An 18,535-nucleotide genomic window follows, 5' to 3' on the forward strand; every position below is an offset into this window, starting at 1 on the left:
TGAGGTGAGATCGTGGAAGACACACTAGAAATCGTCTCGATGTGTGTCATGGATGATCGCAGTTTTATCATGGCTTACCTGATTGGCGCTGCCTCGATGTGGTTGTGGTTCGAGTTTCGCAGACTAGGACCTAAAGCGAGGCGCAATGCTCACGAGGCTGAGCAAGAATCAAGTAAAACAACGGCTCCCTAGGGAGCCGTTTTCTATTTACAAACTTAGTTCAAGCGCGTCATCGAGCGTTGAAATTGCTTGGGTGTCTGCCCAAACTCAGTTTTAAATAAACGAATAAAGTGCGAGATATTGTCATAGCCCGTTTCATAGGCAGCGTCGGTAACAGACATCGAGGTTAAATGACGCTTTGCCGCTTTTAAGCGCAGCTGCGTTAAGTATTGTTTAGGATTCTGTTCCGTCATCAATTTGAACTTCTGTGAGAAGCTGGAAAGTGACAATCCTACCTCTTCTGCAACTTGAGACAGGGATAATTGCATGCCTTCTGGCGAGCTCATCAGTCGGATAGCACGCTTAATAGGGTGTGATTGATTGCCGTTGATGATGCTGTGACAGGCGTTTTTTCGAAGTAGCTCAAACACTAACTCTTGCCCCGTGAGTTCAATCAAAAAGTCCATTCCAGCTTCTTGCTCACGCAGAATTTCTTGCATTCTCTCATGCAGGGCGTCAACCCGCTTCTCAATGGGATTAACGACAAAGCTCTGTGGATCTAACGATTGTGCGGTGTCGAACTCTAGGCAGTCAGAAACTCGCTGCGCGACCTTCTCGATGAGCGGTTCATTGAACTCGTACACCAAGGCTTTGGTGTATTCCGGCATCTTCATGTGAATGTTTGAATTCGGTGGCAATAAGACGAACTCATCACTTTGATAATCAAATGCCTCAGATTGGTTAACTCTGACCGATTTGGTGCCCTCTAGGATGGTGCACAGGCGAGGGGCTTCATAGGAGCGATATTCGTCGTGAAAGTCTTTCGGGAGATCGTAATAGAGTAAATTGATCTGACCTGCGTTCAATGCATACTCTCGCTCTGCGATGCGACTAAAGTTGCTCAACGTGTGCATGTGTGGCGTTTTACTCCTATTACGGTGGTGAATCCCATAATAGACAGGAGAAAATAGCACGACATTGATCTGTGCTAGTTAAACCCTCGCCATTTATAAAACAAAACTGCAGGCAAACGTTTGACCTGCAGTTTTGGGATTTTACTCGAAACTAGAGCTTTCTATATGCGTTATAGAGCCGCAGCTAGAATGCCAACAATCTCGTCATGGGTTGCTTGTTTCGGGTTGGTGAAGCCACACGCATCTTTCAGAGCGTTTTCTGCAAGTACGTCGAAATCGTCGCGCTTAACACCAAGCTCTTCTAAACCAGCTGGGATGTTTACGTCTTTAGATAGCTGGCGGATAGCGTCTAGACCTGCATTTGCTGCTTGCTCATCGCTCATGCCAGTTGTGTCCACGCCCATCGCGCGAGCCACGTCAGCTAGGCGTGCTGGTGCAACTTGTGCGTTGTACTGTTGAACGTGTGGCAGCAGTACTGCATTACAAACACCGTGTGGCAGGTCGTAGAAACCACCCAACTGGTGAGCAATAGCGTGAACATAACCAAGTGAGGCATTGTTAAACGCCATACCGGCCATAAACTGCGCGTACGCCATGTTGTCACGTGCTTCAAGGTTGTCGCCGTTTGCTACCGCTTCACGCAGGTTAGCTTGAATCATTTCAATAGCTTTGATTGCGGATGCATCGGTAACAGGTGTTGCTGCGATAGACACGTACGCTTCGATAGCGTGAGTCAGTGCGTCCATACCGGTTGCTGCTGTAAGTGAAGCTGGTTTCGCTAGCATTAGCTCTGGGTCATTCACAGAGATAATTGGCGTGACGTTTTTATCCACGATAGCCATCTTAATGTGGCGAGCTTCGTCAGTGATGATGCAGAAGCGAGTCATCTCTGATGCTGTACCCGCCGTTGTATTGATAGCAATAAGAGGAAGTTGAGGCTTTTGGGAAACGTCTACACCTTCGTAGTCTTTGATTTCGCCGCCGTTTGTTGCAAGAAGCGCAATGCCTTTTGCACAGTCGTGTGGTGAACCGCCGCCGAATGAGATAACGCAATCACAACCATGCTCTTTCAGTAGAGCAAGACCGTCGTTCACGTTCTCGATGGTTGGGTTTGGTTTCGTTTCGTCATAAACCACAGCAGCAACCTGCGCTTCATCTAGGAGCGTTGTTAGCTTATTCACAGCACCAATTTTGTTTAGAACGTTATCTGTCACAATTAGGGCTTTTTGAAAACCGTGGCTTTCAATCGTTTTCACGGCGTCAGCTAGGCAACCAGCACCCATAAGGTTCAAAGATGGAATATAGAATGCGTTAGACATGTTCTACCTCGTTTAACTTTAAAAATTATCAAATCAGGGTCGTAAGACCGACCTTTCTTCATGTTCTTACTGCAGACTACCAATAGAGTTAATGGTCAAACTAGCGCTAGTTTTACAGAAATAGTCGGTTTTTTAGAGTAGTTGAAAATCTTGATTTGTATCATGAGGGGGGCGCTAGCTTGATCGTGTCGAAGAGAGAGCTGAGTAGTTGTAACTGGATAGCCAACTCTATGCTTCACTACCCTTTATCCGAATCAAGCTAAAGGTCAAGCGTCTTTCGGTAGCATCTCTTCTACTTGACGCAAAAGCTGTTGAATTTTGTGTTTGTTGTAGCTGGACGTTTCTTTTTTGTCGCTACTTCTGCGTTTAATTAAATCAACAGGCACATGGTGCTGATGCAATTCGATGTTCGGTTGAATGCCAAGCTCGATAAGCTTCATTGCTTGAAGGATCGCTTGCCTGCCAATCTCTTCGAAATCCTGTTTGATGGTTGTAAGCGGAGGAGTGAAGTATGCGCTGTCTTCAATGCCATCAAAACCCACCACGGCTACTTGTTCTGGCACTCGAATGTTCAGTTCATACAAGGCTCGCAATGCGCCAAGCGCCATTTGGTCACTGGCAACCAACACCGCATCAAACCGTTTGTTTTGAGCAAAGGCTTCACGTATCGCTAAGTAACCACTTTGTGCCTGCCAATCCCCAGTGTACTGCCAAGCAATTTGTTTGTTCTCTTGCTTTATGATCTTTAACCAGCTCTCTAGGCGTACTTGCGATGCGCTTGAGTTTTTCGGGCCTGTAATCAGCAAAAAAGTATCTCGACCTCGCTCAATTAGGTGAGCAGCGGCTTGTTCAGCCCCTTCAGCATGAGCGCCATGAACGAAGTGAACTGGCGTAGCTTCTGGAACATCAATAAATACCAGCTTGAGGCTTTGGAATTGCTCCTCAAGCTTCAGCGCATTTTCACTAGTTAGAGGTACATTAAGCACTACGCCTTCTACCTGCTGAGCAATAAGCTCTCTGATTGCCTCTTGAACATTGATTAGTGTCGGCTCAGAGACGACAGAGATAGCAGTGCCGCAATCTAAGTCATGTGCCATGTGGCGAACACCGTTGGCAATCAAAGCTGCACCATGTAACGCCATATCCAACGTAACCAAACCGATGTTTTTCGACTTTGCCCGGCTAAGCATCTGAGCACCTTTATTTGGCACGTAGCCCAGTTGCTTAATCGCTTGGTTTACCTTCTTTCTGGTTTTTTCCGCCACATTCTCTGATCCATTGGTGACACGAGAAACGGTTTGAGTTGAGACGCCAGCCAGTTTCGCCACATCTTTGAAGGTTACGGTCATGATGTTTTAATCCAAGTAAGAAATGTCTTGAATAACATACATTATTGTTTTCGAAAACAAAGAGATCCAGTGCAAATAACACCGTTCTTGCATGGGATTTAGATCACGTTTAATCGTATTTTGGCTACAAAATTGGATTGAACGGAGCAAGATGGTGCTCACTAAATGTTTACGAAAACAAAAAAATAAACTACGTTTGAAACAGAAGGGTTGAACAGGTCATGAGTAAGTTTGTCCATCTACAAAGTTGTAATCACAGTCTGATTATCAAAACAGACCGAGTGCCAGAAATTCTTCATTGGGGTGCAAAGATCGCGCAGATCGATGAAGACCTTTTGCTATCGACAGAGCGTCCGATCTCTCAGGCTCGTTTAGACGTTGATGTACCACTATCACTCTGTCCCGAGTTGGGTAGTGGTCACTTTAATGCCCCTGGTATTGAAGGCCACCGTGATGGTTATGACTGGGCTCCCGTGTTCAAGCTGACATCAACTCAGGTTGAAGACAACCAAGCAGTATTTGTTATGGCCGACGAGACTGCGAAGCTTGAGTTGACGGTTGAACTGAAGCTAAATTTTGATACTGACGTGGTTCAAAAGCGCGTTAGTGTTAAAAACTTAGGTGATAGTAAGTATTACCTAGGTAAACTCTCTTCCACTCTACCTTTGCCAAATCACGCTAACGAACTAATGACGTTCCATGGTCGCTGGTGTCATGAGTTTCAAACCCAGCGTCAACGATTCGAGCATGGCGGCTTCATGCAAGAGAACCGTCGTGGCCGCACATCACATGAAAACTTTCCAGGACTATTTCTCGGGACAAATGGTTTTAGCGAACAGCTTGGCCAGGTGTGGGGCTTTCACCTTGGTTGGAGTGGCAACCATCAGATGCGTGCAGATGTGCGTAGTGATGGTCGCCGCTTCGTTCAAGCCGGTGAGCTTCTACTCTCCGGGGAGTCTATTCTTGAGCCGGGATCTGAGTATCAAACTCCTTGGCTGTACGGTTGTTACAGCAACTCAGGTCTAAATGGTATTTCACAACGTTTCCAGCAGTTTGTCCGAGAGAACATAGTGAAGTTTCCAGTCAGTAAGCCACGCCCGGTACATCTAAATACATGGGAAGGCATCTACTTTGACCATAAACCTGACTACATAATGCAGATGGCAACTGAAGCGGCTGAAATGGGCGTAGAGCGCTTTATTATTGATGATGGTTGGTTCATCGGCCGTGATGGTGAGCGAGCAGCACTGGGTGATTGGTACCTAGATGAAATGAAATATCCCAATGGTTTGGAGCCTGTGATTGCTCACGTGAACCAACAAGGTATGGAGTTTGGTCTTTGGGTTGAGCCTGAAATGGTGAGCCAAGACTCGAACTTATACCGTAACCATCCTGATTGGGTGCTAGGCCTAAAAGGGTATCATCAACCATCAGGTCGCTGGCAGTACGTACTTGATCTACAGAACGAAGATTGTTTCAACTACTTGTTTGAACGTCTTAATGAACTGCTGACTCGCTACAACATTACTTACCTCAAGTGGGATATGAACCGAGAGTTGGTTCAGCCTGGCCATCAAGGTCGTCCTGCTGTACATGGTCAAACACACGCACTGTACCGTTTAGTGGATGAGTTGAATAAAGCGCACCCAGAAGTCGAGGTTGAATCTTGTTCTTCAGGTGGTGGGCGTATTGACTTCGAAATCCTTAAGCGCACCCAGCGTTTCTGGGCGTCGGATTGTAACGATGCGCTTGAGCGCCAAGCGATTCAGAAAGGCATGAGTTACTTCTTCCCGCCGGAAGTGATGGGAGCTCATATCGGCCCTTACGAATGTCACTCTACTAATCGCCGTCACGGTATCAACATGCGCGGTGTAACAGCATTGGGTGGTCACATGGGCGTTGAGCTTGACCCTGTTAAAGAGTCTAAGGAAGAGAAAGAGGCGTTCTCTCGCTATATTGCCCTGCATAAAAAATATCGCCATCTATTACACGGTGGTCGCAGCTTCCGCATCGATCCTGCGGATAAGAATCAGAACATTTATGGTGTAGAGAGCGATGATGAAATGCTGATCACCGTTTGCCAATTAGCGATGCCTGATCATGCACTACCTTCACCACTGCGCATTAGTTGCGCCGACGTTCATTCGAAGTATCAAGTGAAGTTAGTCGAGATGCCACAAACCAGTTTTCAATTAATGAAACAGCGTCCTAAGTGGCTGGACAAAACACTCATTCTGAGCGGCGACAACCTGAAAGAGATTGGTTTAACCCTACCAATTCTAGACCCTGAATCTGCGTTGATCGTACACCTACAAAAAATCTAAGAACCAAAGAAAACATGGCAAGGATGCGATGATAACGTCGATTTGCATCCTTGTCTTTAACACGAAAATTAATATTAAGATCCAACACGTAAGGACAAAATTATGCCAATGACAATCCTACTGTCATTCTTTTTCTTCACAGGCTTCGTGGTGTTATTCACCTGGTCGCGTGTGAAGAATCAGAAAAATGATTCAAAAGATGGTTTCTTCCTCGGAGGTAGAAGCCTGACGGGTGGCCTTATTGCAAGTTCACTTATCCTAACCAACCTTTCTGCAACCAGCTTTGTTGGGATGAGCGCTCTGTCGTTTAAAGGAAACATGTCTGTGATGGGCTACGAAGTTGCATCAGGTATTACACTGATCATCATTGCTCTCTTCCTAGTACCACGCTACCTAAAGCAGGGTATTACAACGATTCCAGATTTCTTAGAATCTCGTTACGACCTGTCTGTTAAGCAGTTTGTTACGGTTCTATTTCTATTGAGCTACATCATCAACTTATTGCCAAATACCCTGTATGCAGGCGCAATGGTTATTGGTGGAATTTTCGATATAGAAACTATGCTGGGTATTAGCCGTTTCCAAGCGATTTTGCTTATTGCATCAATCATCGGTTTCCTTGGGCTGTTCTACGCGATTTACGGTGGCCTGAAAGCAGTAGTCATCGCAGATACCCTAAACGGTGTTGGCCTGATTGTAGGTGGTCTTATGATCCCAATCTTCGGTTTAATTGTTCTTGGTGACGGTAGCTTCATGGAAGGTGTCGATGTCATTACTACTAATGCAACGGACAAGCTACAAGCGGTGGGTGCAGAAGATGATCCAAACGTACCGTTTTCAACAATGTTTACAGGCCTACTGTTAGTAAACCTCTATTACTGGGGAACGGATCAAGCAATCATCCAGCGAGCTCTTGGTGCTAAGAACCTAAAAGAAGGTCAAAAGGGTGTAATTCTGGCGGGTGCGGTTAAGGTTATCACTCCTCTATTTCTAATCATCCCAGGCATCATTGCTTATCATATGTTTGGTACCGCTGATGCAGCAGGTCAGAGCTACGAAGCAGATACTATGTACACTCGTTTAGTAAACGAGGTACTGCCCAAACCACTGGTTGGTTTCTTCCTAGCAGCGATGTTTGGTGCAATCTTATCGACGTTTAATGGCGTACTGAACTCATCAACAACGCTATTTACTCTTAACGTTTACAAGCCATTGTTTGACAAAGAGAACAAGCTTTCTGATGAACAGTTAGTAAACAAGGGGCGCTCGTTTGGTCTGTTCATCGCAATCCTGTCTGTGGGTATTGCACCGTTCATCATGTTTGCGCCTAACGGTCTGTTCGATTTGCTACAACGTCTGGCTGGTCTATTCAGTGTGCCAATCTTCACTATCGTATTCATGGGCTACATCACCAAGCGTGTTCCAGCGCTGGCGGCGAAAGTGTCACTGGCAGTCTTCGTAATGGCTTACGGTATTGTGCAGTTCACACCAGCTGCAATGCACGATTATCTAGGTCCACTAAAGCCATTGGCGGAACTTCATTTCTTCCACCAACTAGCGGTACTGTTCGTTGTGTGTAGCGGCATCATGCTGGCGATTGGTAAGGTTCGCCCTCGTGATACGGACTACGTTCTACCAGTAAACGAAGCGATGGATATCAAACCTTGGGAGTTCCGCTTCGAAGCTTCTGCAGTGATTTTGTACATGGTACTTGGCGCGTATATCACGTTCTCTGATTTAGGCCTTGTCGCGGGTGACACTTCATTCATGGTGACTTACGCACTGTGTGGCATCGTAATTTTGGGTGGTCTGTTTGCTCGTATCAAGAAGAAGCAAGCAAAAATAGCGCAATTAAAAACACAAGAAGCGCGTTAACAAAACGCATTTCCTCAAAAAGCCCGTTACCTATTTATTGTCTACCGTTGGTGGTAACGGGCATTACTTCAGCACTAACGTTAACGTATTTGTTTAATGAAAGAATTAAATTGGGAGATTCAACGTGGAAGTATTGGTCACCGGAGGCATGGGTTACATAGGCAGTCACACCTGTGTGCAAATGATAGAAGCAGGTATGACACCTGTAATTTTAGACAAACTTTGTAACAGTAAGGAAGAAGTACTCAAACGTATCGAAGCTCTTACTCAGGTGAGACCTAAATTCGTTGAAGGCGATATTCGAGATGAGGTGCTACTTGACCGAGTATTCGCTAATCACAATATTCAAGCGGTGATTCATTTTGCTGGTCTCAAATCGGTAGGTGAGTCAGTCGCAAAGCCACTGGACTATTACGACAATAATGTAAATGGCTCCCTTGTCCTTGCACGCTCAATGCGTAAAGCTGGTGTGACAAGCATTGTGTTTAGCTCTTCTGCAACGGTTTATGGCGATCCAGAGGTGATTCCTATTGCTGAAGATGCGCCAACAGGCGCAACAACCAACCCATACGGTCGCAGCAAATACATGGTTGAACAGTGCTTATCTGATCTGTTCCATGCAGAAAACGACTGGAGCATCACCTTACTGCGATATTTCAACCCAGTGGGTGCTCATCCATCGGGCACTATGGGTGAAGATCCTCAAGGTATCCCAAATAACCTGATGCCATTTATCGCGCAGGTTGCTGTTGGTCGTCGTGAAAAACTCTCCATATATGGCGACGATTACTCAACGCCAGATGGTACTGGAGTTCGAGACTATATTCATGTCATGGACCTTGCTGATGGCCACGTAGCTGCTTTGACTGCGTTGGGAGCAAGGGCTGGTATACACATTTACAACTTGGGTACGGGTAAGGGCTCAAGTGTACTTGATATGGTTGAAGCCTTTGGCAAAGCGTGTGGTAGTCCGGTTCCCTATGAGATCTGTCCTCGTCGTCCAGGTGATATTGCAGAGTGCTGGGCAAGTACAGAAAAAGCGGAGCGAGACCTTGGGTGGAAAGCAACACGAAGTATTGACGCGATGACTGCTGACACGTGGAACTGGCAGTCAAACAATCCTAATGGCTACTAACTATCATCTACCCTGCAGTTAGCATACGTGCAGGGACCTTTAACACAAATCAATCTCCAAGGCGAAGAAATAGGTGCATTGGACTGACGTTATAAAAGAGTTCTCAATGTCTAATACTGAATTTAATCCAGTGGATCATCCACACCGTCGCTATAATCCTCTGACAGGTCAGTGGGTTTTAGTTTCTCCTCATCGCGCGAAGCGCCCCTGGAGTGGTCAAGACGAAAAACCTTTTACCGAAGCGCTACCAGCTTATGATAAAGAGTGTTTCTTATGTCCAAGTAACACGCGTATATCTGGCGATGAGAACCCAGATTACAAAGGCACATATGTGTTCAGTAATGATTTTGCTGCATTAATGCCCAACACACCGGATGCGCCTAAATCTGATAATCCAATATTTAAAACTCAAGGCGTACGCGGCCTTAGCCGTGTGATCTGTTTCTCGCCAGATCACAGCAAAACACTCCCAGAACTATCTGTCACTAAAATTCGCGGTGTAATTGATACCTGGAACGAGCAGATAGAAGAGTTAGGTAAAGATTATCTTTGGGTTCAAGCGTTTGAGAATAAGGGAGAAACTATGGGCTGTTCTCAGCCTCACCCACACGGTCAGATCTGGGCAAACAGTTTCCTACCGAATGAAATTGAACGTAAAGACAGACTGCTAAAAGAGTACTTCCAAGAGCAAGGCTCGAACTTACTCGTAGATTATGTGCGGGCTGAAATAGAAGATGGGTCTCGTACGGTAGTCGAAACAGAATATTGGATTGCGGTAGTGCCGTATTGGGCTGCATGGCCTTTTGAAACAATGCTTTTACCAAAAACACATATTCGTCGCATGAGTGAACTGACTGACGATCAGCGTGATGATTTATCGGTTGCTATCAAGAAACTGACGAGTCGTTACGACAATCTATTCCAATGCTCATTTCCTTATTCTATGGGCTGGCACTACGCTCCGTTCTTCGACGAAGGTACGGATATCGACCATTGGCAGCTGCATGCACTGTTCTATCCGCCATTACTACGTAGCGCAACGGTACGTAAGTTTATGGTGGGCTACGAGATGCTTGCAGAGTCTCAACGTGACCTAACTGCTGAGCAAGCGACTCAGCGCCTTCGCGAGGTTAGTGATGTGCATTACAAAGAGCAATAACCTCTATGTTGTAACAGAGGTAACGAAGAACATAATAATAGTGGCTTTAGGTTTTCAGCTGCTATCAACTGATAAATAGTTTGAGAATTTACTATGTCTGATCTAATTTAAAATGTTAGAGCATCTTTCAACGAAGTATTTAACTACCTACCAACACATATCGTGCAAGCGCCAGGTCGTGTGAACCTGATTGGTGAACACACCGATTACAACGATGGTTTCGTTCTGCCTTGTGCGATTAACTACAAGACTGTTGTAGCGGCGGCGAAGCGAGACGACAATACTGTTCGTGTTATTTCTGTCGATAACGGCAATGTAGTCGATACGTTTGATATCATAAAAGAAATTGCTTTCCAAAAAGACAAAGTATGGGCGAACTATATTCGCGGTGTAGTGAAGTGCCTGATTGGTCGTGGTTATGAATTGGGCGGCGCTGATATTTCTGTGAGTGGTAATGTTCCGCAGGGTGCGGGCCTAAGCTCATCAGCCGCACTAGAAGTGGTGATTGGCCAGACTTTTAAGGTGCTCTACAACCTTGAAATAAGTCAGGCTGAGATAGCACTAAATGGTCAACAAGCGGAGAATGAATTTGTTGGCTGTAAGTGTGGCATTATGGATCAGATGATTTCAGCAGAAGGGCGTGAAAATCATGCAATGTTATTGGATTGCAGAACCTTAGAAACTAAAGCGATTTCAATGCCAAACAATATTTCTGTTGTGATTATTAACTCTAATAGAAAACGTGGCTTGGTAGATAGTGAATACAATACTCGCCGCGTACAATGCGAAGAAGCAGCCCGAGTAATTGGCGTCAGCGCACTGCGTGACGCGACGATTGAGCAACTTTATAGTGTCACCAATGACCTTGATGAAACTGCTGCCAAACGAGCAAGGCATGTGATTACTGAGAATGCCCGAACCCTTGAAGCGGCAAGCGCTCTTTCGGTTGGTGACATGAAGCGAATGGGACAACTGATGGCAGAGTCGCATGCGTCAATGAGGGATGACTTCGAAATTACAGTAAGAGAAATTGATGTCCTGGTTGATATGGTCAAAGAGGTCGTTGGTGAGCAAGGTGGCGTTCGTATGACTGGCGGTGGTTTCGGAGGGTGTATAGTAGCCCTAGTGCCAATACATTTGGTTGATCCAGTAATAGCTACAGTGGAAAACAAATATGAAGCTTTAACTGGCCTGAAGGAGTCGATTTATGTATGTCAGGCTAAATCAGGGGCGAATTTAGTTTAAATTAGCCTTAAGACGCAGCTTCAGAGCAAACTAGAAGAAGCAGTCAACTGACTGTCAACTGCGTGATTCGTAGAATCGTGGCCAAGTAAACTTGGCCACCTAATGACGGCTTTATATATGTGAGCTAGTCCTTTACATTCTACTTAATCAAATGGCATTGGTTTTCGACAATTAGAAGGGATGATCAACCATGATCCAAAAGTTCGTACTCTCAGGTGATTTCGCCAAATCTGCGCGCACCACCAAGCCTGCCATTAACGCGCGAACTGAGCCACCGGCATCATATTTAAGATCAGTAAGCAGTTCATTCGCTGTATAAGACGACCCAACTCGACCGACTTCTACAAAGCCTACGAGTTGTATCCAGTCTACACGCAGGAAGTTAAGCCATGACACATTCTTAAGTGGGTTATAGGCAAGGGTGTAACGATATTCTGCTGCGCCATAGAGCACGGCCTTATCGTGGAAACGGTTGTTGTCGTAGCCTCTCAAGCGGGTGAAGCCGCCAAGTGTAGCGCCTTCGTTATAAGGTGGATTGCCTTCCACACGACGGTTGCCTTGAGCGTCAGTGTTCACTTCCCAAGTCGGCGACACACCTGTCCATAAGTTTAACGCAATAACGCGCTGGGAAGCCCAGTCAGACTTACCAAGAGAGAAGTACTTGCTCATGTCTAACTCATGGAAAGACCATTGCTTTTTAGACTCAAACCAGCCCCAGTCGTGAGAGGTGGCGACATACTGTCGACTACCATACGAGGGGTTGGGTGCGAAATCGGTATTATCGTAAAGCAGGCCGAACTCCATGGCGTGAATGGTGCCATCAAGCTTACCTTCGTTAAACTCGAACGACTGATATCGGTTGAACTGACGCGCTACGAATATCGTTGAACCACTTTCCAGCGGGTTCCATTCTTTACCGCCAGAAGGCTCAGAAACGAGCAAGCCGTTACGAATTTTATAGTCTACACGACCGTCATTTCTAGTCGTACCAATTGGTAGCACATACTCCATTTTTATGTCGAACCAGTTAGAGGCGCCATCGGCTTGGAAAAACTGGGTGTTGGATGATTCATTACTGCCTGGTAAGGGTGAGCCAGGGGGGTAAGTCTCTGGGCCCGTTGTGTAGGCGCGTTGCTGAGGGTAGTAACCAAACATACCATAAGCACTTAAAAATACCCGCTCGGTTCCTGGAATCATGTAGTTCCATACACCGCCGGCTATAGCGTGACTGGTTTCGCCACCAAACACGGTTCCACCTATGGTCATCTGATCTTGGTGGATACCTTTGATCATACCGCCCACACCAACGTTTAACCCCATGGTCTCCGTGCTAAATAGGTAAGGAAGAACCATAGACTCACGGATTTGGTCAGGTGTTTCTTGGCGGTCAATGCGCGATTTGACGCTAGTAGGGGTCGCTGCCTCAACCACGGATGTAGTTATGGAACAAGTCAAAGCGGTAACAACCGCTAAACCTCTGCGAAAGCTCATAAGAAGACGACTTCCTTGTACTTATGATTGTAATTATCTCTATAGCCTAGCGTTATTTTTGATGCGAGAAAATAACTAAAAGTGACTTTGTCGGTTTTTTGGTGAGAGATTTACAAAAGAAGGTGTTTTGTTCGTCAAATGCAGAAAACCCAAGCGTGAGGCTTGGGCTTTATGAATTAGATTTACGATTTGGTTTAAAGTACTTTCTTCAAATACTCTAACGCACCAACAACCGCTGCTACTTGAGCATCATTACATTCTTTGTCTGTGACTTTAGGACTGTCTGGGTAGACTTCAGTTGTGGTTGAGTATTCACAGTCAGTCATGCCCGTGCACAAGCTAAGCTTTTTGAGAGGGTAATTGATTACACCATGCTGGACCACATCTGAGCCGATGATCTTACCCTTGCTGTCAGCCGGGGCGATGTGCGTAACCTTCTCGACATAACCTATGATGGTTTTTTGGAAAGCTTCAGCAGGCTTTTCAGTATTGCCCACTAGATAGAAGCCGTCTGGAACATTATCTTCGATGTAATCAAGACCATCACGGGCTGCAAGGGCAGGGCGGAACTCGCTCTCATCGGTGTCTGTGGTTTCATGAAGATCGACGTGAGCCCAAACCTCTGTGTCTAACGACTCGACGAATGCCATCACATTAGCAGATTCTTCTGCAGGTGAATCTTTATAGAACGAGCGGTTTGGATCGACTGCGTTAGGGTTCCAGCGGTTGATGGTCTCGTAACCCCAAGGGCTCACACAAGGTGCAACGACGATGTTGAAAATATCTTCATAGCTGTGGATGTTCTCTTTGGCGAACTGAAGTGCACCGTGAACGCCCGACGTCTCGTAGCCATGAACACCACCAGTAACCAATATGGTAGGCTTGTTCGGGTCCCAAGTCTTAGTCTTTAATGCGAACAAAGGAAAACGCTGTTCGTCGTATGACAGTGCACCGTACTGAACGACCTCAAGCGTATCGCGAAGTGCATCGATCTTTGGCAGTACGTCTTCACTGTAGAGTCGTTTTACCAAAGTCGATTCACGCCATTGTTGTACTTCTTTGTCTGTCCATTTTTGACCGGGTGTGCCGATTGGGTATTGAAAGCTATTTTGCATGGTTTCCATTCTCAACATCTAATGTGCGAGAAAGCATAGCTTTGAAGAGGGTGAGTAGCAATCGAAGACAGGTGAAGATTGTGACAAAATTTTGGAGGAGCAGGGGAGTCCTCCAAAATAATGATTATTTAAGCGACAGACTCACGAGTAGTTGCAATTGCTTGGAGCAAGGTTTCGGAAAGATTGGCTTTTTTGTTTGTGCCAAAATTGAACATGACGATAGTTGCATGACCAATTGTCGTCACTTTCTGCAGTTTCTTACTGACGATCTGATACTCCATCGTGAAACGATCATCTTTCACATCCGTAATTCGTGAGCCAACCAAAAGAGTGTCGGGGTAGGTGATCGGAAGTTTATAGCGACAATACGTATCACCAAGGACAGGACCAATATTGGTGACTGCCATATCTTCCATTAGATGGATATGACTGAAATAGTCGAGTCGAGCGGTTTCAAAGTATCGAAAGTAAACCGCGTTGTTCACGTGATTGAGGGCATCCATCTCTCCCCAAGCCACCGGAATTACGGTGACGACTGGGAAGCCTTCTAAGAGCTGTTCCATATTGTAGTTAATCCTTCTTAAGTGGGGCTTTTACTCTATTTGAGAATTAACAATGTTGCAACAACCTAGAAGGGTGACATTATTTGAGCGGTAACTTGCTTAAACACTTTCGGCATAAACAGGTTGCCGACTTTTCAAGCTCGGATGTATCACGCTTCTCTAGCTCGAAACACCAACAAGTTGATTTACCTGCCGAGATATCACAATAGGCGGGTTCGCCACATTGTTGGCACTGGTGGGTCGACTGCTCACCCGAAAGTTGGTCGACTTTGTCTTGGCGCTGCTCATTGTCTAGAAAGCGCCATTCAGAGAGTTCTTCCATTGTTCTGTAGCAGCCGCTACAGATACCACCATCATTTTTACAGGCCGCACGGCACGGCGTAACGATTACGACTTCTTGGGACATAGTTATTGATTCAATAGGTTGCGCATCGATTAACTGAGAGTTAGAATCAATTGCAAATAATTATCATTAACAAAAAAATCAATGAATACACTCTTTCTGTTGGTCGGCATCATCTTTATTCTTGCTTTGGCCAGTAAGCTTGCATTTTCCAACGCAGAGCTCACGCTGTTAGGCTGCTATTTAGCGCTTTGGTTGTATTTTGATTGTCGAACCTTAACGCTCATCTGCCTATCAATCTTCGTTTTATCACCATTCTTGGTGCGAATGCAAAATCAAAACACGAAACTTATCGTCTTTCTACAAGCCTTGCTGTTGCCCTTAGCTTCGAACTTTTGGGTGTTCTAATAAAACAAAGGCTCCCATCATTACTTAGGGAGCCTTATTGATCGGCCTGTTACTAATTAGGGCGTTGCTAAACAGAGCTTACTATGGTTATTTAACCTTCCAGTTTACGGTCTCGCCGCCGCGAATTGGCACAACAATGTCGCTACCAAATGGCATAGTTTCTGGTACGTTCCACTCTGCTTTCTCTAGAGTAACGGTATCAGTGTTGCGAGGCAGACCATAGAAATCAGGACCATTGTGGCTAGCAAAGCCCTCTAGGTTTTCTAGTTTGCCTTCTTGCTCAAATACTTCAGCATAGAGTTCAACGGCAGCGTGAGCTGTGTAAGAGCCCGCACAACCACATGCTGCTTCTTTTTTGCCTTTTGCATGAGGTGCTGAGTCAGTACCTAGGAAGAACTTCTTGCTACCACTTGTAGCCGCTTCAATCAGCGCTTGCTGGTGGGTTCCGCGCTTAAGAATTGGTAGGCAATAGAAGTGCGGTTTGATACCGCCAACTAACATGTGGTTGCGGTTGTAAAGAAGGTGATGCGCCGTGATAGTCGCTGCCACATTCTCATTCGCGTTCTTAACAAAGTTCGCCGCATCCGCCGTTGTGATGTGCTCTAAAACAATCTTAAGGTTAGGGAAGTCATTGACGATAGGTGCAAGCACTGTGTCTAGGAACTCTTTCTCGCGGTCGAAGATATCAACTTCGTGAGTGGTTACTTCACCGTGGACCAGCAGTAGCATGCCCACTTCTTCCATCGCCTCTAGAACGTGGTAGATGTTCTTCGCTGACGTTACGCCAGAATCAGAGTTTGTTGTTGCGCCCGCAGGATAGAGTTTTGCCGCCACTACTGCACCAGACGCTTTTGCTTTGCGAATCTCATCTGGAGTGGTGTTGTCAGTCAGGTAAAGGGCCATCAAAGGCTCAAACTGTTCAGAAGGCTTCTCAGCCATGATGCGCTCTTTATACGCTAGCGCCATTTCGGTATCGATGACAGGTGGGATAGTGTTTGGCATGATCAGTGCGCGACCATTGTAGCGGCTGATATCGCGAACAGTATCTTTAAGAACATCGCCGTCACGAAGGTGTACGTGCCAGTCGTCAGGACGAGTAATAGTCAATGTAGTCATTTGGGCTCCCACCAAGTTAGATTCTTCTTGAAACGGAGCCTAAACAGCAGCGAAAAATGTGAATGCAATCGCTTACGTTTAGGCGACAGGATGATAGAGGAAAACGAGCAAGATTTCACTATGTTTCTGGGACATTGAGAAAAAAGACGTTACCATTGAGCACAAAACTAGGAAGACAAAAATAAAAGGGCTTAGTCGTGTCAAAATCTCCTCTGCTTTCCCAAATCAATATTTATCCTGTTAAATCCGTTGGCGGAATTTCTCTCTCTTCTTCTTGGGTAGAAAAACAAGGCTTGTGTTTTGATCGCCGATTCATGGTAGCGCTCTCAGATGGTTCTATGGTGACTGCGCGTAAATACCCAAATATGGTTAAGGTGGCTTCGAGTCTGCTGCCGACCGGTATCATCTTTACCTACCCAGGTATGGCGCCGTTGAAGCTGGAATACAGCAGCTTCAAGTTACAAGAAACGCCAGCGACGGTGTGGAACGATAACTTCGCGGCTTATACCACGACCGATGAAGCAGACGACTGGTTTAGCCAAGTCCTTGAGCAGCGTGTCGAGCTGCTTTTCACTGGTGAGCAATCTAATCGTGTTCGCGAGAAGCTAGGTCATAACGTTAGCTTTGCCGATGGCTATCCACTACTTATTATCAGCCAAGGATCGTTAGATGAGCTTAATCGTCGCAGTAGTGAAACGCATTCTATGGAGCAGTTTCGAACCAACTTAGTGGTGGGCTCGGATGAACCATTTATTGAGGACTCTTGGAAGCGCATTAAAATTGGTGAGGTAGAGTTTGAAGCAGTAAAACCTTGTGAGCGCTGTATTTTGACAACGGTTGATGTGGATAAAGGCGAGTTCCGCGAAAGCAAAGAGCCGTTAAAAACTTTTTCTCGTTTCCGCGCTAATGAACGGGGTGGCGTATTCTTCGGTCAGAACTTAGTGGCTAAAAACGAAGGTATGATACGCGCTGGCGATGACATTGAGGTGCTTGAGTATAAAGATAAAGAGTTCTACGAAGATCTCGATGCTCAGAAGCAGGAGTTTGTCTGCGTAGAACGTGAACATGTCGCGCGTAACTTTGAGACTTTCTGGCTCGAGCCACAAAAAGGAGCGATGCCAGACTATAAAGCCGGTCAACACCTTCCAATTGAACTTGATATCGATGGCCAAACCGTTAAGCGCTTATATACCCTATCTTCGAGTCCATCCCGTCCGGGACGTCTGTCTATTTCGGTCAAACGAATCGATGGCGGCAGTGTCTCAAATTGGTTGTTCGACAATTTTCAAGTAGGCGACACTCTAATCGCCGATCTACCAAACGGTAGCTTCCATATGGCGAATAGGGATCACGAACCGTTACTACTGCTTTCTGCGGGTAGCGGTGTCACGCCAATGATGTCAATGCTACGTGACCTATCAGATAGGGACGCTGTGAACAATGTGGTGTTCTTCCATCAATGTTCAACAATTGATGATATCCCATTTGCTGATGAACTTAAGTTGCTCGAGAATAAACACGACCAATTAACAGTGATAATTTCACTGACCCAGCCGAGTGAAGATTGGGAAGGCCTGAAAGGGCGCTTTAGCCTCTCTCATCTAAAGCTCATCTCAGATTTGAATCAACGACAAGTGTTCGTGTGTGGGCCTGATGGCTTCATGCAGAAGGCGAAAAACTTGATGATGAAAAAGGGTTTGGCTGAAGATCATTATCATCAAGAGGCGTTTGGTGTTGCTACAGTAACCGAAGAGCAAGTTAAAGCGGTGCAAATCAGTGTTGATGGAAATGTGTTTGAAGGCAACAACCAGAAAACACTGTTAGAGCAGGCAGAAGACGCTGGACTATCGATAGCACACACGTGTCGAGCGGGTTTTTGTGGCGCATGTAAAGTGACGGTGGAGTCAGGCTTGGTGCATCAGCCAGATGTTCCTGCAATACAAGAGTCGGAGATAGCGGAAGGTAAGGTATTGGCGTGTTGCTCAGTGCCGAAAACAGATGTGGAAGTCGTCAGCTAATT

The 18,535-nt window shown here is 45.9% G+C and carries 14 protein-coding genes and 1 pseudogene; 7 read left to right on the top strand and 8 right to left on the bottom strand.

Annotated features, from left to right (window positions below; genetic code table 11):
• Window positions 1-12: 12 nt before the first annotated feature.
• A complete protein-coding gene (locus J4N45_RS20890; protein ID WP_128648693.1) occupies window positions 13-192 on the top strand; it encodes a hypothetical protein in 180 nt (59 codons plus the stop codon).
• Window positions 193-215: 23 nt separating this feature from the next.
• Here the strand turns inward: J4N45_RS20890 and J4N45_RS20895 are convergent, their stop codons facing one another.
• From J4N45_RS20895 to J4N45_RS20905, 3 genes are all read right to left on the bottom strand, one after another.
• Entirely contained in the window at window positions 216-1,073 is an 858-nt protein-coding gene (locus J4N45_RS20895) for an AraC family transcriptional regulator (protein ID WP_252016698.1), read from the bottom strand.
• A gap of 170 nt (window positions 1,074-1,243) precedes the next feature.
• Complete coding sequence (gene yiaY, locus J4N45_RS20900) at window positions 1,244-2,392, bottom strand: L-threonine dehydrogenase (protein ID WP_252016699.1); 1,149 nt, start codon at window positions 2,390-2,392, stop codon at window positions 1,244-1,246.
• Window positions 2,393-2,658: 266 nt separating this feature from the next.
• Window positions 2,659-3,741 (bottom strand): LacI family DNA-binding transcriptional regulator, encoded by a 1,083-nt coding sequence (locus tag J4N45_RS20905; RefSeq protein ID WP_252016701.1) that lies wholly within the window; start codon window positions 3,739-3,741, stop codon window positions 2,659-2,661.
• 221 nt (window positions 3,742-3,962) lie between these two features.
• On the opposite strand from J4N45_RS20905, the gene J4N45_RS20910 reads away from it, so the two are divergent.
• The 5 genes and pseudogenes from J4N45_RS20910 (at window position 3,963) to galK (ending at window position 11,479) form a co-directional block, all read left to right on the top strand.
• The gene (locus J4N45_RS20910) at window positions 3,963-6,065 is read left to right on the top strand and encodes an alpha-galactosidase (protein WP_252016704.1); all 2,103 of its coding nucleotides are present in this window, start codon (window positions 3,963-3,965) and stop codon (window positions 6,063-6,065) included.
• A gap of 102 nt (window positions 6,066-6,167) precedes the next feature.
• Window positions 6,168-7,940, top strand: a complete 1,773-nt coding sequence (locus J4N45_RS20915; protein WP_252016706.1) for a solute:sodium symporter family transporter — start codon at window positions 6,168-6,170, stop codon at window positions 7,938-7,940.
• Window positions 7,941-8,064: 124 nt separating this feature from the next.
• Window positions 8,065-9,075, top strand: coding sequence for a UDP-glucose 4-epimerase GalE (gene galE / locus J4N45_RS20920; RefSeq protein WP_252016708.1), 1,011 nt, complete (start codon window positions 8,065-8,067; stop codon window positions 9,073-9,075).
• Between the two features lie 106 nt (window positions 9,076-9,181).
• Window positions 9,182-10,234, top strand: a complete 1,053-nt coding sequence (locus J4N45_RS20925) for a UDP-glucose--hexose-1-phosphate uridylyltransferase (RefSeq protein ID WP_252016710.1) — start codon at window positions 9,182-9,184, stop codon at window positions 10,232-10,234.
• 93 nt (window positions 10,235-10,327) lie between these two features.
• Window positions 10,328-11,479: pseudogene (galK, locus tag J4N45_RS20930) on the top strand (galactokinase).
• Window positions 11,480-11,650: 171 nt separating this feature from the next.
• Here the strand turns inward: galK and J4N45_RS20935 are convergent.
• The 5 genes from J4N45_RS20935 to pyrC form a co-directional block, all read right to left on the bottom strand.
• Entirely contained in the window at window positions 11,651-12,970 is a 1,320-nt protein-coding gene (locus tag J4N45_RS20935; RefSeq protein ID WP_252016712.1) for a BamA/TamA family outer membrane protein, read from the bottom strand.
• 194 nt (window positions 12,971-13,164) lie between these two features.
• Window positions 13,165-14,085: a M14 family metallopeptidase gene (locus J4N45_RS20940; protein ID WP_252017273.1), complete on the bottom strand. Its 921-nt coding sequence runs from the start codon at window positions 14,083-14,085 to the stop codon at window positions 13,165-13,167.
• 128 nt (window positions 14,086-14,213) lie between these two features.
• On the bottom strand, window positions 14,214-14,648 hold the full coding sequence (locus J4N45_RS20945; RefSeq protein ID WP_252016714.1) for an acyl-CoA thioesterase: 435 nt from the start codon (window positions 14,646-14,648) through the stop codon (window positions 14,214-14,216).
• Between the two features lie 79 nt (window positions 14,649-14,727).
• Window positions 14,728-15,036, bottom strand: coding sequence for a DUF1289 domain-containing protein (locus J4N45_RS20950; protein ID WP_042471815.1), 309 nt, complete (start codon window positions 15,034-15,036; stop codon window positions 14,728-14,730).
• Between the two features lie 450 nt (window positions 15,037-15,486).
• Complete coding sequence (gene pyrC, locus J4N45_RS20955; protein WP_234497102.1) at window positions 15,487-16,515, bottom strand: dihydroorotase; 1,029 nt, start codon at window positions 16,513-16,515, stop codon at window positions 15,487-15,489.
• A gap of 197 nt (window positions 16,516-16,712) precedes the next feature.
• Here pyrC and J4N45_RS20960 point away from each other — a divergent pair, with 197 nt between their 5' ends.
• Window positions 16,713-18,533: a hybrid-cluster NAD(P)-dependent oxidoreductase gene (locus tag J4N45_RS20960; protein ID WP_252016716.1), complete on the top strand. Its 1,821-nt coding sequence runs from the start codon at window positions 16,713-16,715 to the stop codon at window positions 18,531-18,533.
• The last annotated feature ends 2 nt before the right edge of the window (window positions 18,534-18,535 follow it).

The organism is Vibrio sp. SCSIO 43140 (genome assembly GCF_023716585.1).
GTDB lineage: Bacteria > Pseudomonadota > Gammaproteobacteria > Enterobacterales > Vibrionaceae > Vibrio > Vibrio maritimus_B.

Bases quoted from the DNA above. Each gene is read 5' to 3' on its own strand.
- J4N45_RS20895 (WP_252016698.1), bottom strand. From the start codon at position 1,073: ATGCACACGTTGAGCAACTTTAGTCGCATCGCAGAGCGAGAGTATGCA.
- yiaY (WP_252016699.1), bottom strand. From the start codon at position 2,392: ATGTCTAACGCATTCTATATTCCATCTTTGAACCTTATGGGTGCTGGT.
- J4N45_RS20905 (WP_252016701.1), bottom strand. From the start codon at position 3,741: ATGACCGTAACCTTCAAAGATGTGGCGAAACTGGCTGGCGTCTCAACT.
- J4N45_RS20910 (WP_252016704.1), top strand. From the start codon at position 3,963: ATGAGTAAGTTTGTCCATCTACAAAGTTGTAATCACAGTCTGATTATC.
- J4N45_RS20915 (WP_252016706.1), top strand. From the start codon at position 6,168: ATGCCAATGACAATCCTACTGTCATTCTTTTTCTTCACAGGCTTCGTG.
- J4N45_RS20925 (WP_252016710.1), top strand. From the start codon at position 9,182: ATGTCTAATACTGAATTTAATCCAGTGGATCATCCACACCGTCGCTAT.
- J4N45_RS20935 (WP_252016712.1), bottom strand. From the start codon at position 12,970: ATGAGCTTTCGCAGAGGTTTAGCGGTTGTTACCGCTTTGACTTGTTCC.
- J4N45_RS20940 (WP_252017273.1), bottom strand. From the start codon at position 14,085: ATGCAAAATAGCTTTCAATACCCAATCGGCACACCCGGTCAAAAATGG.
- J4N45_RS20945 (WP_252016714.1), bottom strand. From the start codon at position 14,648: ATGGAACAGCTCTTAGAAGGCTTCCCAGTCGTCACCGTAATTCCGGTG.
- pyrC (WP_234497102.1), bottom strand. From the start codon at position 16,515: ATGACTACATTGACTATTACTCGTCCTGACGACTGGCACGTACACCTT.